The organism is Cupriavidus phytorum (assembly GCF_003254285.1).
Lineage (GTDB): Bacteria > Pseudomonadota > Gammaproteobacteria > Burkholderiales > Burkholderiaceae > Cupriavidus > Cupriavidus phytorum.
Genome location: NZ_QKZN01000013.1, coordinates 1,137 through 25,097, shown reverse-complemented (window position 1 = coordinate 25,097; position 23,961 = coordinate 1,137). Strand labels below are relative to the sequence as shown.

The following is a 23,961-nucleotide window of genomic DNA, read 5'->3' as shown; positions in this document are numbered from 1 at the left end:
GGTGCGGGGCAGGCCTCTGCGGGCCTGCTCCCGTTCATTGCCGCCGGCTTACCTGCCCTCGCTCTGCTGCCAGCGCGCCATCAGCGTGTTCGACGGCAGGGTTTCGTCCAGCAGCTTGCGTGCGGTCTCCACGCCCGCCACCGGCAAACCGGTGGGATCCAGCTTGCCGATCTGCACCAGCACGCTGGCCTGGTCCCAATAGATATGCTCGTGGTACAGCTTGTCGCCGCGGAACTTGACGATGGCGATCAGCGGGATCTCCACGCGCTTGCCGGTCGGCGGCACGCCCGGCAGCATCCAGTCGATCTCGCTGGTGTGGGTGAAGCAGAACAGCAGCTCGTCGACGATCTGGGTGGCGCCGACCGTGCGCGACAGCGGGATCAGCGTCGTGTCCGGCGGATTGCTGTGGACGAAGTGGTGCTGGTAGAAGCGGCGCAGCTGCGCGTGGCCGACGCCGCCGGTCATGGTCGGGATATGGTTCACATAGGGCTGCGCCACCATCGTCGCCATGGTCGCATCGACATCGCGGGTGGCGAATTCATGCTCGCAATGCTTGTCCCACAGCGCCGAGAAGTCATAGTGCGGGCCCATCTCGCGGCGCAGCGCGGCGATCGAGCGCTGGTGCGCCATCAACGCCGAGGGCTTGTCGAAATGCTCGCCACCGGCGCGCGCAAAGGCATGGTCGACGCCGGCATAGACGTACACCTCGATGTGGTCCCGGCCGGCAAGGGCCTCGCGGATCGCCGCCTGCGCCTGCGGCGGGCAGAAGCCGTCCTTCTCCGCGATATGCAGCACCAGGCGGCCCCGCACGTTGGCGGCCTCGCCCAGCGCATGCTCGATGCCGACGCCGTAGTACGCCACCGCGCAGGCCACATCGGGCAGCCGGCAGGCCGCCAGGTAGGCCAGCTTGCCGCCCAGGCAGAAGCCCAGCACGCCGGTCTGGCCGACGCATTCGGGGCGCGCGCGCAACGTTTCCAGCGCCGCGCCCACATCCTGCACGCCCTTCGCTTCGTCGAACTGCTGATAGAGGCCGAGCGCGCGCTGGAAGTCCTCGCCGCGGTCAGTCAGTTCGATGCCCGGTGCGATGCGCCAGAACAAGTCCGGCACCAGCACCGTATAGCCCTCTTCGGCATAGTAATCGGCCACCTGGCGCATGGTGGCATTGACGCCGAAGATCTCCTGGCACAGCACGATGCCGGGGCCCTTGCCTGCCGCCGGGGTGGCGAGATAGCCGCTGAAACTGCCTTCGGGGGTCTGGATCTGGATGGTCTGGCCCATGGCCTGCGCTCCTTGTCGTTCTCTGTTGGCTGACAGCTGGTGGAGGGTGCGCTGCCGTGCTGGATCCCATGATGGTGGCTCCGCACCGCAGCAAACTAGCCGCTGGCTGCAGCGGCTATCCGATTAGTGCAGGAAAGTCAGGCTTCGGTCAACGCAAGGCCCGGGTCGCGCGGGTCGATCCGCTATAGTGGTTGCGTGGACCATGCTGCGCGCATGGCGTCCCGGCCCGGCGCCGTGGACGCCAGCCAGCGCCGCGGCCACGCCAGAGGAGCGAGACCATGATGCAGCTGCCCCCGACTGCCCGCGCGCCGGCGACGCTGGCGCATGCCCTGCTACACGATGCCGGGCGGCAGGTGTTCGCCTCGACCGACCTCGGGCAGACGCGCGCGGCGGTGGGCAAGGTCTTCAAGCCGCACCGGCTCGATATCCGCGGGACCAGCCTGTCGGCCCGCATGCACCATGCCCCGCTGGGCGCGGTGTCGCTAAACCGGCTCGCCTACGGCGCCGATGTCACCATCGACCCCGGCCCGCTCGGAGACTTTCTGCTGGTGCAGATGCCGCTCAGCGGCCACGCCGAGATCCATTGCGGCGTGCAGCAGATCGTGTCGACGCCGGACTGCGCTTCGGTGCTGACGCCCTGCGATCCGCTGCTGATGCGCTGGAGCGCGGACAACGACCAGCTGATCGTGCGCGTCGAGCGCAGCGCGCTGGAGCGCGTCTGCGCCGCCTATCTCGGGCATCGCCCGGACCCGCCGCTGCGCTTCCAGCTCGGCATGGCCTGGCGCAGCGGCGGCTGGTATGCATTGATGGAGTATCTGGCGCAGATGCTGGCGGCGGCGCCGGAAGCGGCGCGCCATCCGCTCACGGCATGCCAGCTCGAGCAGCTGGTGATCGGCGCCCTGCTGACGCTGCAGCCGCACAGCCTTTCGGAGGCGCTGCAGCGGCACGGCAAGCCGCTGGCGCCGCGCCATGTGAAAGTGGTCGAGGAGTATATCCACGCCCATGCCGCCGCCGCGCTGACGCCGGCGCTGCTGGCGGAGATCGCAGGCGTCAGCCTGCGCAGCCTGTATGCGGGGTTCCGCGAGCATCGCGGGCTGAGCCCGATGGCCTACCTGCGCACGGTCCGGCTTGACCGGGTACGGCACGACCTGCTCAACGATGCGGCGCTGTCGTCGGTGACCGGCGCCGCGCTGCGCTGGGGCTTTACCCACCTGGGGCGCTTCAGCGCCGAGTACCGGCGCGCGTTCGGCGAGTGCCCGGCCGAGACGTTGCGGAGACGTGGCAGCGTATAAGGGACCTGGCCGGCGCCGCCGTGCGACGCGCCACCAAACAAAAACGGCGAACCGAGGTTCGCCGTTTTGCTGCATCAAGCCGCGTGGGCGGCCCGAAACATCGTTACACCTTGATCTCGACGTCCACGCCTGCCGGCAGGTCGAGCTTCATCAGCGCGTCAACGGTCTTGTCGGTCGGGTCGACGATGTCCATCAGGCGCTGGTGGGTGCGGATCTCGAACTGATCGCGGCTGGTCTTGTTGACGTGCGGCGAACGCAGGATGTCGAAGCGCTGGATGCGGGTCGGCAGGGGCACCGGGCCCTTGACGATCGCGCCGGTACGCTTGGCGGTATCCACGATTTCGGCGGCCGACTGGTCGATCAGGCGATAGTCGAAAGCCTTCAGGCGGATACGGATCTTCTGGTTCTGCATGATATTTCCTTAAAAGAGCGATTGGGCAAGCTGCCCGTTGAATGGGGACATGCCCGCAGGCATGTCCCAGGAAGTGCTTAGTCGAGGATCTTTGCCACGACGCCGGCGCCGACGGTACGGCCACCTTCGCGGATAGCGAAGCGCAGGCCTTCTTCCATGGCGATCGGGGCGATCAGCTTGACGGTGATCGACACGTTGTCACCCGGCATGACCATTTCCTTGTCCTTCGGCAGCTCGATCGAGCCGGTCACGTCGGTGGTACGGAAGTAGAACTGCGGGCGGTAGTTGTTGAAGAACGGGGTGTGACGGCCGCCTTCGTCCTTCGACAGGATGTACACCTCGCCGGTGAAGTGGGTGTGCGGCTTGATCGAACCCGGCTTGCACAGCACCTGGCCGCGCTCGACGTCTTCACGCTTGGTGCCGCGCAGCAGCAGACCGACGTTGTCGCCAGCCTGGCCCTGGTCCAGCAGCTTGCGGAACATTTCCACGCCGGTGCAGGTGGTCTTCACGGTCGGCTTGATACCGACGATTTCGATTTCCTCGCCGACCTTGATGATGCCGCGCTCGATACGGCCGGTCACCACGGTGCCGCGACCCGAGATCGAGAACACGTCTTCCACCGGCATCAGGAAGGTACCGTCAACGGCACGCTCCGGCGTCGGGATGTAGGTGTCCAGCGCGTCGGCCAGGCGCATGATGGCTTCTTCGCCCAGGTCGCCCTTGTCGCCTTCCAGCGCCAGCTTGGCCGAACCCTTGATGATCGGGGTGTCGTCGCCGGGGAACTCGTACTTGCTCAGCAGCTCGCGCACTTCCATCTCGACCAGCTCGAGCAGTTCGGCGTCGTCCACCATGTCGCACTTGTTCAGGAACACGATGATGTACGGCACGCCGACCTGGCGGGCCAGCAGGATGTGCTCGCGGGTCTGCGGCATCGGGCCGTCAGCGGCCGAGCACACCAGGATCGCGCCGTCCATCTGGGCGGCACCGGTAATCATGTTCTTGACGTAGTCGGCGTGGCCCGGGCAGTCAACGTGCGCGTAGTGGCGGTTGGCCGTCTCGTATTCGACGTGGGCGGTATTGATGGTAATACCGCGGGCCTTCTCTTCCGGCGCTGCGTCGATTTCGTCGTACTTCTTGGCCGCACCACCGAACTTCGCTGCCAGCACCGTGGCGATCGCTGCGGTCAGCGTGGTCTTGCCATGGTCAACGTGACCAATCGTACCAACGTTCACGTGCGGCTTGGTCCGCTCGAACTTTTCCTTTGCCATTTTTTTCAGCTCCTAATGGAATGCAGTCTTGTCGATTCATCACGCCGCCGCGTCCTGGCGGACGCGGCGGCATACAGCTTATTTACTTGCCCTTGGCCGCCATCACTGCTTCGGCGATGTTCTTCGGTGCCTCGGCGTAGTGCTTGAATTCCATGGTGTAGGTGGCGCGGCCTTGCGTGGCCGAGCGCAGCGCGGTCGAATAACCGAACATTTCCGACAGCGGGACTTCGGCCTTGATGATCTTGCCGCCGCCCACCATGTCGTCCATCCCCTGCACGATGCCGCGGCGGGACGACAGGTCGCCCATCACGGTACCGGTGTAGTCTTCCGGCGTTTCCACTTCCACGGCCATCATCGGCTCGAGCAGAACCGGGCTGGCCTTGCGCATGGCTTCCTTGAAAGCCATCGAGCCGGCCATGCGGAACGCGTTTTCGTTCGAGTCCACGTCGTGGTACGAACCGAACGTCAGCGTGACCTTCACGTCCACCACCGGGAAGCCAGCCAGGATACCGGCCGTCAGCGTGTCGACGATACCCTTTTCGACCGCCGGGATGTATTCGCGAGGAATCACACCGCCCTTGATGGCGTCGATGAACTCGAAGCCCTTGCCCGGCTCTTGCGGTTCCAGCGTGATCACGGCGTGACCGTACTGGCCGCGGCCGCCCGACTGCTTGACGAACTTGCCTTCGACGTCCTCGGCCTTCTTGCGGATGGTTTCGCGGTAGGCCACCTGCGGCGCGCCGATGTTGGCTTCCACGCCGAACTCGCGCTTCATGCGGTCGACCAGAATTTCGAGGTGGAGCTCGCCCATGCCCGAAATGATGGTCTGGCCCGATTCTTCATCGGTACGCACGCGGAACGACGGATCCTCGGCGGCCAGGCGGTTCAGGGCGATGCCCATCTTTTCCTGGTCGGCCTTGGTCTTCGGCTCGACCGCCTGCGAGATCACCGGCTCCGGGAACACCATGCGCTCGAGCACGATCGGGGCAGCCGGATCGCACAGCGTATCGCCCGTGGTGGCGTCCTTCAGGCCCACCGCGGCGGCGATGTCGCCGGCCAGCACTTCCTTGATTTCTTCGCGCTGGTTGGCGTGCATCTGCAGAATACGGCCCAGGCGTTCCTTCTTGCCCTTGACCGGGTTGTAGACGGTGTCGCCCGAGTTGATCTTGCCCGAGTAGACGCGGAAGAAGATCAGCTGGCCGACGAACGGGTCGGTCATGATCTTGAACGCCAGCGCCGAGAACTTCTCGTTGTCGTCGGCCTTGCGCTCGAGCTTCTTCTCGTCGTCGCTTTCGTCCACGCCCTTGACCGGCGGAATATCGACCGGCGACGGCAGGAAGTCGATCACGGCGTCGAGCATACGCTGCACGCCCTTGTTCTTGAACGCGGTGCCGCACAGCATCGGCTGGATTTCGCAGGCGATGGTACGGTCACGCAGCGCCTTGACGATCTCGGCGCGGGTCAGCTCTTCGCCGCCCAGGTACTTTTCCATCAGCTCTTCGCTGGCTTCGGCGGCGGACTCGACCATCTTCTCGCGCCATTCTTCAGCGGTCGCCTGCAGCTCGGCCGGGATGTCCTGGTATTCGAACTTCACGCCCTGGCTGGCTTCGTCCCAGATGATCGCCTTCATTTCCAGCAGGTCGATCACGCCCTGGAAGCCGTCTTCAGCGCCGATCGGCACCACCACGGGCACCGGGTTGGCCTTCAGGCGGGTCTTCAGCTGGTCGTAGACCTTGAAGAAGTTGGCGCCGGTACGGTCCATCTTGTTGACGAACGCCAGACGCGGCACGCCGTACTTGTTGGCCTGACGCCACACGGTTTCGGACTGCGGCTGCACGCCGCCCACGGCGCAGTACACCATGCAGGCGCCATCCAGCACGCGCATGGAACGCTCCACCTCGATGGTGAAGTCCACGTGGCCCGGGGTGTCGATGATGTTGAAGCGGTGCTCGGGGTAGTTGCCGGCCATGCCCTTCCAGAAGGCGGTGGTGGCAGCGGAGGTGATGGTAATACCACGCTCCTGTTCCTGCTCCATCCAGTCCATGGTGGCGGCGCCGTCGTGCACTTCACCGATCTTGTGGTTCACACCGGTGTAGAACAGGATGCGCTCGGTCGTGGTGGTTTTACCCGCGTCAATGTGAGCCGAGATACCGATGTTGCGGTAACGCTCGATGGGAGTCTTACGAGCCACTTTAATCCTCTATTCGTCCGTGAGGCGCCGGCATCTCATGGCCCGCGCCCCTAACACAAACGGGCGAGATGTGTAAAAACACAGCCCGCCCGGCAACCAACAATGTTTTCGCTCGCTTTAGAAGCGGAAGTGCGAGAACGCCTTGTTGGCTTCGGCCATGCGGTGCACTTCGTCGCGCTTCTTCATCGCGCCGCCACGGCCTTCCGATGCTTCCAGCAGCTCACCTGCCAGGCGCAGCGCCATCGACTTCTCGCTGCGTTTTTTCGCGGCCTCACGCAGCCAGCGCATCGCCAATGCCAAACGACGCGACGGACGGACTTCGACCGGAACCTGATAGTTGGCGCCGCCCACGCGACGGCTCTTCACTTCCACCACCGGCTTCACGTTGTTGATGGCAACGGAGAACACTTCGATGGGGGCCTTGCCTGCCTTCTTTTCGATCTGGTCGAACGCGCCGTACACGATGCGTTCGGCAACCGACTTCTTGCCATCCAGCATCAGCACGTTCATGAACTTGGCAACTTCAACGTTGCCGAACTTCGGATCAGGCAGAACGTCCCGCTTGGGGACTTCACGACGACGTGGCATCTTCTTTCCTTTAGATTCAGTTGAGAGCGCGGTCAGAGTTTCCCGCTCTCCGGCCACCAACTAGCTTGCATGCAAAGACAGCAAATTCGCCGGGTGACCACTTACTCGACGGCACGGTTGCCAAAAAGGCGCTCCGTTGTACCGCCGCCTGGTGACAGCACCATGACTTGCGCCACAGGCTATCGTCTGTTGCTTCGGGCCTTGCGGGCCCAGGCTGCCAAAACTTAGGCTGCCTTCGGACGCTTCGCGCCGTACTTCGAACGGGCCTGCTTGCGGTCCTTCACGCCTTGCAGGTCCAGCGAGCCACGGACGATGTGGTAACGCACACCCGGCAGATCCTTCACACGGCCGCCGCGGATCAGCACGACCGAGTGTTCCTGCAGGTTGTGGCCTTCACCGCCGATGTACGAAATGACTTCGAAACCGTTGGTCAGGCGCACCTTGGCGACCTTACGCAGTGCCGAGTTCGGCTTCTTCGGCGTCGTGGTGTACACGCGGGTGCACACGCCACGGCGCTGGGGGCAGTTCTCAAGCGCCGGGCTCTTGCTCTTGATGACTTCCGAGACGCGCGGCTTGCGAACCAGTTGGTTGATAGTTGGCATTGTTCAATCCAGCTTGGTTTTACGAAAAACGCCCCTCGTGCCGGCATGCGCCAGGCTGGAGAGGCAACTACGGGTTTTGGACGGGAGAGGTGAGCGGGCGCTCTGGAGACGGGACTGTGCGGTAACAGCATGCCAAAGAGCGCGAGCCGGCACCCGGATCCCGCGTCTGCCGCCACCCGTCCATGGAAACCCAGTCCGGTAGGCTTGCCGGCAGCGACCTGAAGGCCACTTATCCGACGGGCGAGCGAAATCCAAAGCCAAAAACTCGAATCTGGCATCCTAGCAGCGGAATCGTATACCGTCAAGCCGTATACCCGACTGGCGGAACTGGCGGCTAGGCCCCGCGCAGCGTGTCGAGGATGCCCTGCCCGTAGCGCTCCAGCTTGGAGGCGCCAATCCCGGGAATGCCTTGCATCGCCGACAGCGAATCCGGCGCGGTGCGCGCCAGTTCGGCCAGCGTGGCGTCATGGAAGATCACGTAGGCCGGTACGCCATGCTCGCGCGCGGCCTCGGTGCGCCAGCGGCGCAGCGCCTCCCAGTTGGCCAGCGTATCGGCGTCCATGTCGGCGGTATGGTCGATGCGCGTGCCGCGCGCCGCGCGCTCGCCGGACTTGCCCGGCCTGGCAGCCTGGCGTCGCAGGATGATCTGGCGCTCGCCCTTGAGCACCTCACGCGCGCGTTCACCCAGCAGCAGCGCGCCGTGGCCGCCGTGGTCGATGGTCAGCAGGCCCTGCGCGATCAGCTGGCGGAACACCGTGTGCCACTCGTGCACCGAGCGGTCCTTGCCGATGCCGAAGGTCGAGACCTTGTCATGGCCCCATTGCTTGATCTTTTCCGAGGCATTGCCGCGCAGCACGTCGATCAGGTGGGTGGCGCCAAAGTGCACGCGGCTGGCCTGCGCGGTGCGGTACACGCACGACAGCGCCATCTGCGCCTCGCGCGTGCCGTCCCACGTGGCCGGCGGCTCCAGGCAGGTATCGCAGTTGCCGCAGGGTTCGCTGGCTTCGTTGAAGTACGCGAGGATGCGCTGGCGCCGGCAGCCGGCGGTTTCGCACAAACCCAGCAGCGCATCGAGCTTGGACGACGACACGCGCTTGAAGGCCTCGTCGGCCTCGGATTCGTCGATCATGCGCTTCTGCTGCACCACATCGCCCAGGCCGTAGGCCATCCAGGCATTGGCGGGCAGTCCGTCACGGCCGGCGCGGCCGGTTTCCTGGTAATAGCCCTCCATGCTCTTGGGCAGGTCCAGGTGGGCGACAAAACGTACGTCGGGCTTGTCGATGCCCATGCCGAAGGCGATCGTCGCCACCATCACCAGCCCTTCCTCCACGCGGAAGCGCGCCTGGTGGTGCTGCCGCACCTGGGCGTCCATGCCGGCATGGTAGGCGAGCGCGTTGATGCCGTGGCCGCTCAGCCATTGCGCGGTGTCCTCGACCTTCTTGCGCGACAAGCAATAGACGATGCCGCTGTCGTGGCTGCCGTCGGCCGCGGTATGTTCGGCCTTGATGAAGGCCAGCAGCTGCTGGCGCGCATTGTCCTTCTCGACGATGCGGTAGCGGATGTTGGGCCGGTCGAAGCTGGAGATGAAGATGCGCGCGTCGTGCAGCGCCAGCCGCTCGACGATCTCGTCGCGCGTCAGCGCGTCGGCGGTCGCGGTCAGCGCGATGCGCGGCACGTACGGGAAGCGCTCGTGCAGCACCGACAGCTGGATGTATTCGGGGCGGAAATCGTGGCCCCATTGCGACACGCAGTGGGCTTCGTCGATCGCGAACAGGCCGACGCGGGTGCGCTCCAGCAGGTCAAGGAAGCGCGGCGTCATCAGCCGTTCCGGCGCCACGTAGAGGATCTCGATGCGCCCGGCCAGCAGGTCGCGCTCGACCGCGGAGGCCTCGGCGCCGGTCAGCGTCGAATTGAGCACCGCGGCGCGCACGCCGGCCTCGGTCAGCGCCGCGACCTGGTCCTGCATCAGCGCGATCAGCGGCGACACCACGATGCCGACGCCATCGCCGGTACGCTGGCGCAGCAGCGCCGGGATCTGGTAGCACAGCGACTTGCCCCCGCCGGTCGGCATCAGCACCAGGCAGTCGCCGCCGGTGGCGACGTGGTCGATGATCTCGGCCTGGCGCCCGCGGAAGGCGTGGTAGCCGAAGACATCCTTGAGGATCGCCAGTGCTTGCGACATGGACAACGGAAATGCTGGAGCCGGAAAAGCCGTAACCTTACCACTAAGGGGGCGTGCCGCCGCGCCTGCGCGGCAAACTCTCCGATGTTTCTCACCGGTGTTTGTCACAAAAGGCCGAACCGCGCGCGGACGAAAAAAAAGCCCGGCTGGATCAGCCGGGCTTTGGTCCGCCTTGCGGCGGTCGTCACTGCATCGAGATCAGGCGTTGTCGCCTTCGCCCTCGGTCGCCTGCACCACCGGCGGCTCGATGAAGAGCGACTGCTCTTCTTCGGCGATCGCCTGGGCGCGTTCGCGCTCGGAGGCCTCGCGCGCCTTGCGGGCACGGTGGTAGGCCAGGCCGGTACCGGCCGGGATCAGGCGGCCGACGATCACGTTTTCCTTCAGGCCACGCAGGTCGTCGGTCTTGCCCATGATCGCGGCTTCGGTCAGCACGCGCGTGGTTTCCTGGAACGATGCCGCCGAGATGAAGCTGTCGGTCGACAGCGACGCCTTGGTAATACCCAGCAGCAGGTTCTCGTAGGTCGCCGGACGCTTGCCCTCGGCGATCACGCGGTCGTTCTCGTCGAGCAGTTCCGAACGCTCCACCTGTTCACCCGGGATGAACTTGGTGTCGCCCACATCGACGATCTGGACCCGACGCAGCATCTGGCGAACGATCACCTCGATGTGCTTGTCGTTGATCTTCACGCCCTGCAGACGGTACACGTCCTGCACTTCGTCGACGATGTAGTGCGCCAGCTCTTCGATGCCCTTCAGGCGCAGGATGTCGTGCGGGTCCGCCGGACCTTCCACGATCATTTCGCCCTTGTTCACCACCTGGCCGTCGTGCACCAGCACCTGCTTTTCCTTCGCGATCAGGAACTCGTGGGCATTGCCGTCCAGGTCGGTGATGACCAGGCGCTGCTTGCCCTTGGTGTCCTTGCCGAACGAGGTCGTGCCGGTGACTTCCGCCAGCACGGCGGCGTCCTTCGGCGAACGCGCTTCGAACAGCTCGGCCACGCGCGGCAGACCACCGGTAATGTCACGGGTCTTCTGCGATTCGGTCGGGATACGCGCGAGCACTTCACCCACGTGCACCTGCTGGCCGTCCTTCACGGTAATCAGCGCGCCGACCTGGAAGCCGATGGTCACGGAGTGGTCCGTGCCGGGGATCTTCACTTCCTGGCCGTTGGCGTCGAGCAGCTTCACCTGCGGGCGGATGCCCTTGGTTGCAGCCGTGCGGCGCTTGGCGTCGATCACCACCAGGGTCGACAGGCCCGTCACTTCGTCCATCTGCTTGGCGACGGTCACGCCCTCTTCGACGTTCTCGAACTTGATCGTGCCCGAGTACTCCGAAACGATCGGGCGCGTCAGCGCGTCCCAGGTCGCCAGTTGCGTGCCGGCCTTGATCGACTGGCCGTCCTGCACCAGCAGCGTGGCACCGTACGGGATCTTGTGGCGCTCACGCTCGCGGCCGTGGTCGTCAGTGATCAGCGCCTCGCCCGAACGCGAGATCACGATCAGTTCGCCCTTGGCGTTGGTCACGTAGCGCATGGTCGCGGTGAAGCGCACCGTACCGGTCGCCTTCGCTTCCACGCTCGAGGCCACTGCCGCACGCGATGCCGCACCACCGATGTGGAAGGTACGCATGGTCAGCTGCGTGCCCGGCTCGCCGATCGACTGCGCGGCGATCACGCCCACCGCTTCGCCCGAGTTCACCAGCACGCCGCGGCCCAGGTCGCGGCCATAGCACTTGGCGCACAGGCCGTAGCGCGTGTCGCACGACAGCGGGGTGCGGACCTTGACTTCGTCGACGCCGATGTTGTCGATCAGCTCGACCAGGTCTTCGTCCAGCAGCGTGCCGGACTCGATCGCGGTTTCCTGGGTTTCCGGGTTGACCACGTCGGCCACGGTCACGCGGCCGAGGATACGGTCGCGCAGGGCTTCGATCACTTCACCGCCTTCGACCAGGGCCTTCATGGCCACGCCGTTGGAGGTGCCGCAATCGTCTTCCACCACGACCAGATCCTGCGTCACGTCGACCAGACGACGGGTCAGGTAACCCGAGTTCGCGGTCTTCAGTGCCGTATCGGCCAGGCCCTTACGGGCGCCGTGGGTCGAGATGAAGTACTGCAGAACGTTCAGGCCTTCACGGAAGTTCGCCGTAATCGGCGTTTCAATGATAGAGCCATCCGGCTTGGCCATCAGGCCACGCATGCCGGCCAGCTGGCGGATCTGCGCGGCGGAACCCCGTGCGCCCGAGTCGGCCATCATGTAGATGGAGTTGAACGACTCTTGCTTCACGGTCTTGCCTTCGCGGTCGACCACGTCTTCGTGCTGCAGCTGCTCCATCATCGCCTTGCCCACCTGGTCGCCGGCGGCGCCCCAGATGTCCACGACGTTGTTGTAGCGCTCCTGGTCGGTCACCAGGCCCGACATGTACTGCTTGTCGTATTCCTTCACCTTGGCCGAGGCCTCGGCGATGATCTTTTCCTTGGCCGGCGGCACCAGCATGTCGTCGATCGCGATCGAGATACCGGCGCGGGTCGCCAGGCGGAAGCCCGACTGCAGCAGCTTGTCGGCGAAGATCACGGTCTCGCGCAGGCCGCAGCGGCGGAACGCCGTGTTGATCAGGCGCGAGATTTCCTTCTTCTTCAGCGGCTTGTTCAGCACCGAGAACGGCAGGCCCTTCGGCAGGATCTCGGACAGGATCGCGCGGCCGACCGTGGTGGCCTGCAGCGTGATCTTGGGCGCGAAACGCGCGTCGCCCTCGGCGTCCTTGTCGACCAGCTCATACTCGGTGATACGCACGTTCACGCGCGAAGCCAGTTCGACTTCCTTGTTCTCGTACGCGCGGATCACTTCGCTGATGTCGGCGAAGGTCATGCCCTCGCCCTTGCCGTTGATCTTGTCGCGGGTGGTGTAGTACAGGCCCAGCACCACGTCCTGCGACGGCACGATCGACGGGTCGCCGTTGGCCGGGAACAGCACGTTGTTGGAGGCCAGCATCAGGGTGCGGGCTTCCATCTGCGCTTCCAGCGACAGCGGCACGTGGACGGCCATCTGGTCACCGTCGAAGTCGGCGTTGAACGCCGCGCAGACCAGCGGGTGCAGCTGGATTGCCTTGCCTTCGATCAGCACCGGCTCGAACGCCTGGATGCCCAGGCGGTGCAGCGTCGGCGCGCGGTTCAGCATCACCGGATGCTCGCGGATCACCTCTTCGAGGATGTCCCACACCACCGGGGTCTGGCTTTCGACTTCCTTCTTCGCCGCCTTGATGGTGGTGGCGATGCCCATCGTTTCCAGCTTGTGGAAGATGAACGGCTTGAACAGCTCGAGCGCCATCAGCTTGGGCAGGCCGCACTGGTGCAGCTTGAGCGTCGGGCCCACCACGATGACCGAACGGCCCGAGTAGTCGACGCGCTTGCCCAGCAGGTTCTGACGGAAACGACCGCCCTTGCCCTTGATCATTTCGGCCAGGGACTTCAGCGGACGCTTGTTGGCGCCGGTCATCGCCTTGCCGCGACGGCCGTTGTCCAGCAGCGAGTCAACCGCTTCCTGCAGCATGCGCTTTTCGTTGCGCACGATGATCTCGGGGGCCTTCAGCTCCAGCAGGCGCTTCAGGCGGTTGTTACGGTTGATGACGCGGCGGTACAGGTCGTTCAGGTCCGAGGTCGCGAAGCGGCCGCCGTCCAGCGGCACCAGCGGGCGCAGCTCGGGCGGCAGCACCGGCAGCACCTCGAGGATCATCCACTCGGGCTTGATGCCCGAACGCTGGAAGGCCTCGAGCACCTTCAGGCGCTTGGCGAACTTCTTGATCTTGGCTTCGGAACCGGTGGCCTGCAGCTCGGCGCGGATCTGTTCGATCTGCTTCTCGATGTCGATGCCGCGCAGCAGTTCACGGATGCCCTCGGCACCCATCATGGCGACGAACTCGCCCTCGCCGTACTCGTCGCACTTCGCCAGGTAGTCGTCTTCCGACATGATCTGGCTCTTCTTGAGCGGGGTCATGCCGGGTTCGATCACCACGAATGCTTCGAAGTACAGCACGCGCTCGATGTCGCGCAGCGTCATGTCCAGGACCATGCCCAGGCGCGACGGCAGCGACTTCAGGAACCAGATGTGCGCGGTCGGCGCGGCCAGTTCGATGTGGCCCATGCGCTCGCGGCGCACCTTGGCCAGCGTCACTTCAACGCCGCACTTCTCGCAGATCACGCCACGGTGCTTCAGGCGCTTGTACTTGCCGCACAGGCACTCGTAGTCCTTGATCGGGCCAAAGATCTTGGCGCAGAACAGGCCGTCGCGTTCCGGCTTGAACGTACGGTAGTTGATCGTTTCCGGCTTCTTCACTTCGCCGTACGACCACGAACGGATCTTCTCGGGCGAGGCCAGGCCGATCTTGATCGCGTCGAACTGCTCTTCCTGCTGTACCTGCTTAAAGAGATCGAGCAATGCTTTCATTGCAACTCCTTGTTTCGCCACCGTCCCGGAGTCTGTCCGGGTCGATGGCATTCATCCTGTGGGAAATCCTTCGCTGGTGGGTGCCCGCCGTGGCCGGCACCCGCATCGTCTCGATCAGTAGCGATCGAGATCGATGTCGATACCCAGCGAGCGGATTTCCTTCACCAGCACGTTGAACGATTCCGGCATGCCGGCATCGATCGAGTGCTCGCCCTTGACGATGTTCTCGTACACCTTGGTACGGCCGTTCACGTCATCGGACTTGACCGTCAGCATTTCCTGCAGCACGTATGACGCGCCGTAGGCTTCCAGTGCCCACACTTCCATCTCACCGAAACGCTGGCCACCGAACTGGGCCTTGCCGCCCAGCGGCTGCTGCGTCACCAGCGAGTACGGGCCGGTGGAACGCGCGTGCATCTTGTCGTCGACCAGGTGGTGCAGCTTCAGCATATGCATCACACCCAGCGTGACCGGACGCTCGAACGCTTCGCCGGTGCGGCCGTCGAACAGCGTGACCTGCTGCTTGGAAGCCGTCAGGCCCTTTTCGCGGGCGACGTCGTCCGGGTAGGCCAGGTCCAGCATGCGGCGGATTTCGTCCTCGTGGGCACCGTCGAACACCGGGGTCGCAAACGGCACGCCCTTCTTCAGGTTGTTGGCCAGTTCCAGCACTTCGGCATCGGACAGGCTGTCGAGGTCTTCCGGCTTGCCGCTCTCGTTGTAGATCTGGGAGAGCAGCGTGCGCAGTTCCTGCGCCTTGGCCGAGGCCTTGAGCATGTCGCCGATGCGCTGGCCCAGGCCGCGCGCGGCCCAGCCCAGGTGGGTTTCCAGGATCTGGCCCACGTTCATCCGCGACGGCACGCCCAGCGGGTTCAGCACGATGTCGGCCGGAGTACCGTCCGCCATGTACGGCATGTCTTCGATCGGCACGATCTTCGACACCACACCCTTGTTACCGTGACGGCCGGCCATCTTGTCGCCAGGCTGCAGGCGGCGCTTGACGGCCAGGTAGACCTTGACCATCTTGATCACGCCCGGCGGCAGTTCGTCGCCCTGCGTCAGCTTCTTGCGCTTCTCTTCGAAGGCCAGGTCGAACTCGTGGCGCTTCTGCTCGATGGCTTCCTTGACGGCTTCCAGCTGGGCAGCCAGTTCCTCGTCGGCCGGACGGATGTCGAACCAGTGGTACTTGTCGATGTCCGCCAGGTACTCCTTGGTGATCTTGGCACCCTTGGCCAGCTTCTTCGGACCGCCGTTGACGGTCTTGTCGACCAGCAGACGCTCCAGACGCTGGAACGCGTCGCCCTCCACGATACGCAGCTGGTCGTTCAGGTCCAGGCGGTAGCGCTTCAGTTCGTCGTCGATGATCGACTGGGCACGCTTGTCGCGGGTCACGCCTTCGCGGGTGAAGACCTGGACGTCGATCACGATGCCGCTCATGCCCGACGGCACGCGCAGCGAGGTGTCCTTCACGTCCGACGCCTTCTCGCCGAAGATCGCGCGCAGCAGCTTTTCTTCCGGCGTCAGCTGGGTCTCGCCCTTCGGCGTGACCTTGCCCACCAGCACGTCGCCGGCTTCGACTTCCGCACCGATGTAGGTGATGCCCGACTCGTCCAGGCGCGCCAGCTGGGCCTCGGCCAGGTTCGAGATATCGCGCGTGATTTCTTCCGGTCCCAGCTTGGTGTCGCGGGCGACGACCGACAGTTCCTCGATGTGGATCGAGGTATAGCGGTCTTCGGCCACCACACGCTCCGAGATCAGGATCGAATCCTCGAAGTTGTAACCGTTCCACGGCATGAACGCCACCAGCATGTTCTGGCCCAGCGCCAGTTCGCCCAGGTCGGTCGAGGCGCCGTCGGCGATGACGTCGCCGCGGGCCACGTGGTCGCCCACCTTGACCATCGGACGCTGGTTGATGTTGGTGTTCTGGTTCGAGCGCGTGTACTTGATCAGGTTGTAGATGTCCACGCCGACTTCACCGGCCACGGCTTCGTCGTCGTTCACACGGATCACGATACGCATCGCGTCGACGTAATCGACCACACCGCCACGCATCGCCTGCACGGCGGTGCCCGAGTCCACCGCGACGGTGCGCTCGATGCCGGTGCCGACCAGCGGCTTGTCCGGACGCAGGCAAGGCACGGCCTGGCGCTGCATGTTCGCGCCCATCAGTGCACGGTTCGCGTCATCGTGTTCCAGGAACGGCACCAGCGAGGCAGCGGCCGACACGATCTGCGACGGCGCCACGTCGATGTACTGCACGCGGTCCGGCGTCACCATACGGGTTTCACGCTCGGAGCCTTCACGCGCCGACACCAGTTCGTCGGTCAGGTTGCCGTCGGCATCGACGGTCGCGTTGGCCTGCGCCACCACGTACTTGCCTTCCTCGATCGCCGACAGGTAGTCGACCTCGTCGGTCAGCTTGCTGTCGACCACCTTGCGGTACGGCGTTTCCAGGAAGCCGTACTCGTTCAGGCGCGCATACAGTGCCAGCGAGTTGATCAGACCAATGTTCGGACCTTCCGGCGTTTCGATCGGGCACACGCGGCCATAGTGGGTCGGGTGCACGTCGCGGACTTCAAAGCCGGCGCGCTCGCGCGTCAGACCGCCCGGGCCCAGTGCGGAGACACGGCGCTTGTGCGTGATCTCCGACAGCGGGTTGGTCTGGTCCATGAACTGCGACAGCTGCGACGAACCGAAGAACTCGCGGATCGCCGACGAGATCGGCTTCGAGTTGATCAGGTCGTGCGGCATCAGGTTCTCGGTCTCGGCCTGGCCCAGACGTTCCTTGACGGCACGCTCCACGCGCGAAAGACCGGCGCGGAACTGGTTCTCGGCCAGCTCGCCGACGCAACGCACGCGACGGTTGCCCAGGTGGTCGATATCATCGACCTCGCCCTTGCCGTTGCGCAGGTTGACCAGGATCTTGATGGTCTCGAGGATGTCCTCGTCCTGCAGCACCATGGCGCCTTCGCCGCTGGGGCGGCCCAGGCGGCTGTTGACCTTCATGCGGCCCACGCGCGACAGGTCGTACGACTCTTCGCTGTAGAACAGGCGCTGGAACAGCGCTTCCACGGCTTCTTCGGTCGGCGGCTCGCCCGGACGCATCATGCGGTAGATCGCGATACGCGCAGCGGTCTGGTCGGCGGTCTCGTCCACGCGCAGGGTCTGCGACATGTACGGGCCCTGGTCCAGGTCGTTGGTGTACAGGGTCTGGATCTGCTTGACGCCGGCTTCGCGCAGGTTTTCCAGCAGCGCTTCGGTCAGCTCGTCGTTGGCGTTGGCAATCACCTCGCCGGTATCCGGATCGATGATGTTCTTGGCCAGCACGCGGCCCAGCAGGTAGTCTTCCGGCACGCTGATCAGCTTGGTGCCGGCCGAGTCCAGGTCGCGGATGTGCTTGGCGTTGATCCGCTTGTCCTTCTCGACCACCACGCGGCCGTTCTTGTCGGCGATATCGAAGCGCGCGACTTCACCGCGCAGGCGCTCGGGCACGAACTCCAGCTGCGCGCCTTCCGACTGCAGCGTGAAGTTGTCGAACACGAAGAAGTGCGCCAGGATCTGTTCCGGGGTCAGGCCGATCGACTTCAGCAGGATCGTCACCGGCATCTTGCGGCGGCGGTCGACGCGGAAGTACAGGATGTCCTTCGGGTCGAACTCGAAGTCGAGCCACGAACCGCGGTAAGGGATGATGCGTGCCGAGAACAGCAGCTTGCCCGAGCTGTGGGTCTTGCCTTTGTCGTGCTCGAAGAACACGCCCGGCGAGCGGTGCAGCTGCGAGACGATGACACGCTCGGTGCCGTTGATGACGAACGAACCCGTGGAAGTCATGAGCGGAATCTCGCCCATGTAGACTTCCTGCTCCTTCACTTCCTTGACCTTGCCCGGGTTCTCGCGATCGTTGATGATCAGGCGAACCTTGGCGCGCAGCGCCGAATGGAACGTCAGGCCACGCTGCTGGCATTCCTTGACGTCGAACGGCGGGTTGGACAGGTGATACGAGACGAACTCCATACGGGCAAGCCCGTTATGCGAGGAGATCGGGAAAATTGCGTTGAAAGCGGCCTGGAGGCCTTCGGTCTTGCGACGTGCGGGTGGCGTATCCGCTTGCAAGAACTGGGTGTAGGATTCAATCTGGGTGGCAAGCAGGAATGGAACCTGATGTACCGTCGCGCGCTTCGCAAAGCTTTTGCGAATGCGCTTCTTTTCGGTGAAGCTGTACGCCATGGGATCTCCGAATCATCGCAGGGCTGGCTGGACCTGGCCGGACCTGAGGTGTTCAGCGACTGGGAGGGGATTTGGCGGTTGGCCGCTACCAACCTCTGGCTGACGGTGTCCGCACGCTGCGGGCGGTGTGGTCGTCGCTTCAGCGCAACGCCTGTACTCGCCCGGGGGACACCCGACCAAACTTGTCTTCTGCAGTCGGTTCAGAAGACAAACATCAGCAGCAACCACTTAGTGTGCCACTGATGTTTGGCCTCTGCTGAATCGCCGGCAAATCGACCCTCGCCGCGAATCGCAAACATCACTTTTACTGCGCTAGCTACGCGTCAGCGCTGTGTCGAGTGGTGACTAAAACACAATCGCACAAGCGCAAAAAGGCTGGCGCCGGGAATTTCCCTTTGCCAGCCCCATTCGCGTGCCGCGAGGGCACGCGAGTACAGCATTACTTGACGTCGACCTTGGCGCCGGCGTCTTCCAGCTTCTTCTTGGCTTCGGCAGCAGCAGCCTTGTCCACGCCTTCCTTGACGGGCTTCGGTGCGCCATCGACCAGGTCTTTGGCTTCCTTCAGGCCCAGGCCGGTGATTTCGCGAACAGCCTTAATCACGCCAACCTTGTTGGCGCCGACTTCGGCCAGGATCACGTTGAATTCGGTCTGCTCTTCGGCAGCAGCAGCACCGGCAGCGCCCGGAGCAGCAGCCACGGCCATGGCAGCGGCCGACACGCCAAACTTCTCTTCGAACGCCTTGACCAGGTCGTTCAGTTCCATCACGGACATCGCGCCAACGGCTTCCAGGATGTCGTCTTTGGTGATTGCCATTTGAAATACTCCTACTAGATTTGATTCGGTATCGGTAATGCGATCTTGCGATGCGCGGCCTGGATTGCCTTAGGCGCCGGCAGCTTCCGCTTCCGCGGGAGCACCTTCTGCCTTCTTGGCGGCCAGAGCAGCCAGCAGACGGGCGAAGCCCGACACCGGTGCCTGCATCACGCCCAGCAGCTGAGCAATCAGTTCGTCGCGGCTCGGGATCGAAGCCAGCGCCTTCACGGCAGCAGCGTCGAGAACCTTACCGTCATACGACCCGGCGCGCAGGACCAGCTTGTCGTTGGTCTTGGCGAAGTCGTTCAGAACCTTGGCCGAGGCCACTGCATCTTCGGAAATACCGTAGATCAGCGGACCGGTCATCTGCTCTGCGAGGCCTGCAAACGGCGTACCTTCGACGGCACGGCGAGCCAGCGTGTTCTTCAGAACGCGCAGGTACACGCCTTGCTGGCGAGCGGTAGCACGCAGCTTGGTCAGATCGCCAACCGCAATGCCGCGATATTCGGCGACGACGATGGTCTGGGCCTTGGCGACTTGCGCCGAGACCTCAGCAACGACGGCCTTCTTATCTTCAATATTGAGTGGCACGGTTAAGCTCCAAAATGACGCTGGGTCTCCGGCAATACCGGAGCCTTCACGTCAGCACAAACGAACGGCGTCCGATTGGCCCGAATCGTCCGGGTCGAGGCCCGGCTTCATCAATCCCTTCGGGTGCGCCATCTGCGCTGGCTGGCCGGAAAGCGGGGTTCAGGCGTAGCGCCTGCGCTCCTGCTCCGACCGATTAAGCCCTTTCCGCATTGCTGCCGCGGACAAGAACACCAGCGGTCTTTGATAACCAGCGATGCCGGCGATGCTTGCGCATCGGACACGGCACCACTGCCCAAAGCCTTGCTCCTTCCCTTGCGGTCCGGAGACGACCCTCGCCACTGGCCAGGGTCTTCAATTCTTGCTTGCCGACCGGTGTTATCGGGTTCCGGTCAGCAATATGCCGTCAGCTCAGGCTGCCAGCGTAGCCTGGTCGACACGCACGCCAACGCCCATGGTCGACGAGACCGCGACCTTGCGCAGGTACACGCCCTTGCTGGTGGCCGGCTTGGCCTTGACCAGCGCGTCCAGCAGCGCGGCCAGGTTGCTCTTCAGCGCAGCGTCTTCGAACGAACGGCGGCCGATGGTGGCGTGGATGATACCGGCCTTGTCGACTCGGAACTGGACCTGACCGGCCTTTGCGTTCTTCACGGCCTGGGCCACGTCGGGGGTCACGGTACCGACCTTCGGGTTCGGCATCAGGCCGCGCGGGCCCAGGATCTGGCCCAGCGTACCGACGATACGCATCGTGTCCGGCGAGGCGATCACGACGTCGAAGTTCAGGTTGCCGGCCTTGACTTGCTCAGCCAGGTCTTCCATGCCGACGATGTCGGCACCGGCGGCCCTGGCGGCCTCGGCCTTGTCGCCCTGGGCGAACACGGCCACGCGCACCGACTTGCCGGTACCGGCAGGCAGCACCACGGAACCACGCACGACCTGGTCCGACTTCTTGGCGTCGATGCCCAGTTGCACGGCCACGTCGATCGACTCGTCGAACTTCGCCGAGGCGCAGCCCTTCACCAGGCCCAGGGCCTCGTCGATCGGGTAGAACTTGGTACGCTCGATCTTCGCCTTGTTGGCGGCGACGCGCTTGGAAACCTTAGCCATTTACAGACCCTCCACGGTGATGCCCATCGAACGAGCCGAACCGGCGATGGTACGCACGGCGGCGTCCAGGTCGGCGGCGGTCAGGTCAGCGTTCTTGGCCTTGGCGATTTCTTCAGCCTGGGCGCGGGTGATCTTGCCAACCTTGTCGGTGTGGGGCTTCGGCGAACCCTTGGTGATGCCGGCTGCCTTCTTGATCAGCACGGTCGCCGGCGGCGACTTCATCACGAAGGTGAAGCTCTTGTCGGCGAAGGCGGTAATCACCACCGGCACCGGCAGACCGGGTTCCATACCCTGGGTCTGGGCGTTGAACGCCTTGCAGAACTCCATGATGTTCAGACCACGCTGACCCAGTGCGGGACCAACGGGCGGGGAGGGATTTGCCTTACCAGCCGGAATCTGCAGCTTGATAAAGCCAATGATCTTCTTGGCCATCTCTACTCCAATCCGGACCGCTCCACTCGGGGAAGACGATCCTGTTGAGTCGTAACGCGCTGTCGCCGCACCGGTGGCACGGCCTCACGCTCCTCTTTGGCAACGCCCTGGGGCACTGCCGATGCCAGTTGTCGCCCTCTCGGCCGACAACCGGCAAATTCTTAAACCTTCTCGACCTGGCCGAACTCGAGTTCGACCGGCGTGGCGCGCCCGAAGATGGTGACCGAGACGCGCAGGCGCGATTTCTCGTAGTTCACTTCTTCGACGTTGCCGTTGAAGTCGGTGAACGGGCCGTCCTTGACGCGCACCATTTCGCCCACTTCGAACAGCGTCTTGGGACGCGGCTTCTCGACCCCTTCCTGCATCTGGGTCATGATCTTGTCGACTTCGCGCTGCGAAATCGGGCTCGGGCGATTGCGGGCGCCGCCCACGAAACCGGTAACCTTGCTGGTGTTCTTCACCAGGTGCCAGGTCTCGTCGGTCATTTCCATTTCCACCAGCACGTAGCCGGGGAAGAAACGACGCTCGGTGACCGACTTGTGGCCACCCTTGATTTCCACCACTTCTTCGGACGGCACCAGGATGCGGCCAAACTTGTCCTGCATCTCGGCGCGCTCGATGCGCTCCTGCAGCGCGCGTTGTACGCTCTTCTCCATGCCGGAGTAGGCATGCACCACATACCAGCGCTTCTTCGACGAAGGCGATTCCGGTGCGGCGGTTTCCTGCTGGGCGTTATCCGTCATGTGCTACCTCTTATTTCCAGCCCAGCACGAGCGAGAACACCACCCACTCGATGAGCTTGTCCGCCGACCACAGGAACAGGGCCATGACGACGACAAAGACAAAGACCAGTCCCGTCATCTGCCCGGCTTCCTTGCGCGTCGGCCAGACGACCTTGCGAACTTCCCGATACGATTCCTTGGCGAACCCGATAAAGTCCTTGCCCGGTGCCGACACCAGCGCAACCACGATACCCAGTGCAATACCACCGAACAGTGCGGCGCCACGTACATAAGACGGTTGCTGTGCCAGTGCATAGAAACCGATGACGCCCGCCACCACCAGCAGCACCGCGACGCCAAGCATCCACTTGCCGCTGCTGGCATTCACGGTTTCAACATTGGGATTGGCCATGTTTCGCAAACGAGACTAAGCCGCGTCACGATTGTTCCTCGCGACGCGGCTGATTGATTTGGCAGGGGCAGAGGGAATCGAACCCCCAACCTTCGGTTTTGGAGACCGACGCTCTGCCAGTTGAGCTATACCCCTAAAACAACTTCGGGGTCGACGCTTGCGCCAACCCCTCTGGCAACGAATGCGGCCGGTTGGTGCCGCATTCGCTATCGAACAGCTTAGTCGAGGATCTTTGCCACGACGCCGGCGCCGACGGTACGGCCACCTTCGCGGATAGCGAAGCGCAGGCCTTCTTCCATGGCGATCGGGGCGATCAGCTTGACGGTGATCGACACGTTGTCACCCGGCATGACCATTTCCTTGTCCTTCGGCAGCTCGATCGAGCCGGTCACGTCGGTGGTACGGAAGTAGAACTGCGGGCGGTAGTTGTTGAAGAACGGGGTGTGACGGCCGCCTTCGTCCTTCGACAGGATGTACACCTCGCCGGTGAAGTGGGTGTGCGGCTTGATCGAACCCGGCTTGCACAGCACCTGGCCGCGCTCGACGTCTTCACGCTTGGTGCCGCGCAGCAGCAGACCGACGTTGTCGCCAGCCTGGCCCTGGTCCAGCAGCTTGCGGAACATTTCCACGCCGGTGCAGGTGGTCTTCACGGTCGGCTTGATACCGACGATTTCGATTTCCTCGCCGACCTTGATGATGCCGCGCTCGATACGGCCGGTCACCACGGTGCCGCGACCCGAGATCGAGAACACGTCTTCCACCGGCATCAGGAAGGTACCGTCAACGGCACGCTCCGGCGTCGGGATGTAGGTGTCCAGCGCGTCGGCCAGGCGCATGATGGCTTCTTCGCCCAGGTCGCCCTTGTCGCCTTCCAGCGCCAGCTTGGCCGAACCCTTGATGATCGGGGTGTCGTCGCCGGGGAACTCGTACTTGCTCAGCAGCTCGCGCACTTCCATCTCGACCAGCTCGAGCAGTTCGGCGTCGTCCACCATGTCGCACTTGTTCAGGAACACGATGATGTACGGCACGCCGACCTGGCGGGCCAGCAGGATGTGCTCGCGGGTCTGCGGCATCGGGCCGTCAGCGGCCGAGCACACCAGGATCGCGCCGTCCATCTGGGCGGCACCGGTAATCATGTTCTTGACGTAGTCGGCGTGGCCCGGGCAGTCAACGTGCGCGTAGTGGCGGTTGGCCGTCTCGTATTCGACGTGGGCGGTATTGATGGTAATACCGCGGGCCTTCTCTTCCGGCGCTGCGTCGATTTCGTCGTACTTCTTGGCCGCACCACCGAACTTCGCTGCCAGCACCGTGGCGATCGCTGCGGTCAGCGTGGTCTTGCCATGGTCAACGTGACCAATCGTACCAACGTTCACGTGCGGCTTGGTCCGCTCGAACTTTTCCTTTGCCATTTC

Annotated in this window: 17 protein-coding genes and 1 tRNA gene; 1 reads left to right on the top strand and 17 read right to left on the bottom strand. The window is 64.0% G+C overall.

What is annotated here, in order from left to right:
* Nucleotides 1–48 precede the first annotated feature (48 nt).
* Nucleotides 49–1,278 (bottom strand): dienelactone hydrolase family protein, encoded by a 1,230-nt coding sequence (locus tag C7416_RS24425; protein WP_111521313.1) that lies wholly within the window; start codon nt 1,276–1,278, stop codon nt 49–51.
* 278 nt (nt 1,279–1,556) lie between these two features.
* Here C7416_RS24425 and C7416_RS24420 point away from each other — a divergent pair, with 278 nt between their 5' ends.
* Nucleotides 1,557–2,570 carry an AraC family transcriptional regulator gene (locus tag C7416_RS24420; protein WP_111521312.1) on the top strand — a complete coding sequence of 338 codons (1,014 nt, stop codon included), beginning with the start codon at nt 1,557–1,559 and terminating at the stop codon, nt 2,568–2,570.
* Nucleotides 2,571–2,673: 103 nt separating this feature from the next.
* Here C7416_RS24420 and rpsJ read toward each other — a convergent pair whose 3' ends face one another.
* The 16 genes from rpsJ to tuf (C7416_RS24340) all read right to left on the bottom strand — a co-directional run bounded on the left by rpsJ (nt 2,674) and on the right by tuf (C7416_RS24340) (nt 23,958).
* Complete coding sequence (gene rpsJ, locus C7416_RS24415; protein ID WP_006160488.1) at nt 2,674–2,982, bottom strand: 30S ribosomal protein S10; 309 nt, start codon at nt 2,980–2,982, stop codon at nt 2,674–2,676.
* Nucleotides 2,983–3,059: 77 nt separating this feature from the next.
* The gene (gene tuf, locus C7416_RS24410; RefSeq protein ID WP_062801974.1) at nt 3,060–4,250 is read right to left on the bottom strand and encodes an elongation factor Tu; all 1,191 of its coding nucleotides are present in this window, start codon (nt 4,248–4,250) and stop codon (nt 3,060–3,062) included.
* Nucleotides 4,251–4,332: 82 nt separating this feature from the next.
* Complete coding sequence (gene fusA / locus C7416_RS24405; RefSeq protein ID WP_062801970.1) at nt 4,333–6,441, bottom strand: elongation factor G; 2,109 nt, start codon at nt 6,439–6,441, stop codon at nt 4,333–4,335.
* 117 nt (nt 6,442–6,558) lie between these two features.
* The gene (rpsG, locus tag C7416_RS24400; protein ID WP_010810459.1) at nt 6,559–7,029 is read right to left on the bottom strand and encodes a 30S ribosomal protein S7; all 471 of its coding nucleotides are present in this window, start codon (nt 7,027–7,029) and stop codon (nt 6,559–6,561) included.
* Nucleotides 7,030–7,253: 224 nt separating this feature from the next.
* Nucleotides 7,254–7,631 carry a 30S ribosomal protein S12 gene (gene rpsL, locus C7416_RS24395; protein ID WP_006576501.1) on the bottom strand — a complete coding sequence of 126 codons (378 nt, stop codon included), beginning with the start codon at nt 7,629–7,631 and terminating at the stop codon, nt 7,254–7,256.
* A gap of 334 nt (nt 7,632–7,965) precedes the next feature.
* Nucleotides 7,966–9,813, bottom strand: a complete 1,848-nt coding sequence (gene recQ, locus C7416_RS24390) for a DNA helicase RecQ (protein WP_111521311.1) — start codon at nt 9,811–9,813, stop codon at nt 7,966–7,968.
* A gap of 198 nt (nt 9,814–10,011) precedes the next feature.
* Entirely contained in the window at nt 10,012–14,253 is a 4,242-nt protein-coding gene (gene rpoC / locus C7416_RS24385) for a DNA-directed RNA polymerase subunit beta' (protein ID WP_111521310.1), read from the bottom strand.
* Between the two features lie 114 nt (nt 14,254–14,367).
* Complete coding sequence (gene rpoB, locus C7416_RS24380) at nt 14,368–18,474, bottom strand: DNA-directed RNA polymerase subunit beta (RefSeq protein ID WP_111521309.1); 4,107 nt, start codon at nt 18,472–18,474, stop codon at nt 14,368–14,370.
* 439 nt (nt 18,475–18,913) lie between these two features.
* Complete coding sequence (rplL, locus tag C7416_RS24375) at nt 18,914–19,288, bottom strand: 50S ribosomal protein L7/L12 (protein WP_012354151.1); 375 nt, start codon at nt 19,286–19,288, stop codon at nt 18,914–18,916.
* 69 nt (nt 19,289–19,357) lie between these two features.
* Nucleotides 19,358–19,879 (bottom strand): 50S ribosomal protein L10, encoded by a 522-nt coding sequence (gene rplJ, locus C7416_RS24370; protein WP_062801973.1) that lies wholly within the window; start codon nt 19,877–19,879, stop codon nt 19,358–19,360.
* A 408-nt stretch (nt 19,880–20,287) separates the two neighbouring features.
* Nucleotides 20,288–20,983, bottom strand: coding sequence for a 50S ribosomal protein L1 (gene rplA / locus C7416_RS24365; RefSeq protein ID WP_111521308.1), 696 nt, complete (start codon nt 20,981–20,983; stop codon nt 20,288–20,290).
* Nucleotides 20,984–21,415, bottom strand: a complete 432-nt coding sequence (gene rplK / locus C7416_RS24360) for a 50S ribosomal protein L11 (RefSeq protein WP_010810467.1) — start codon at nt 21,413–21,415, stop codon at nt 20,984–20,986. It lies immediately after the preceding gene.
* Nucleotides 21,416–21,576: 161 nt separating this feature from the next.
* A complete protein-coding gene (gene nusG, locus C7416_RS24355; RefSeq protein ID WP_012354154.1) occupies nt 21,577–22,158 on the bottom strand; it encodes a transcription termination/antitermination protein NusG in 582 nt (193 codons plus the stop codon).
* 10 nt (nt 22,159–22,168) lie between these two features.
* Entirely contained in the window at nt 22,169–22,549 is a 381-nt protein-coding gene (gene secE / locus C7416_RS24350; RefSeq protein ID WP_012354155.1) for a preprotein translocase subunit SecE, read from the bottom strand.
* Nucleotides 22,550–22,608: 59 nt separating this feature from the next.
* Nucleotides 22,609–22,684: transfer RNA gene (locus C7416_RS24345), tRNA-Trp, on the bottom strand.
* Between the two features lie 83 nt (nt 22,685–22,767).
* Nucleotides 22,768–23,958 carry an elongation factor Tu gene (tuf, locus tag C7416_RS24340; RefSeq protein ID WP_062801974.1) on the bottom strand — a complete coding sequence of 397 codons (1,191 nt, stop codon included), beginning with the start codon at nt 23,956–23,958 and terminating at the stop codon, nt 22,768–22,770.
* Nucleotides 23,959–23,961: the final 3 nt, after the last annotated feature.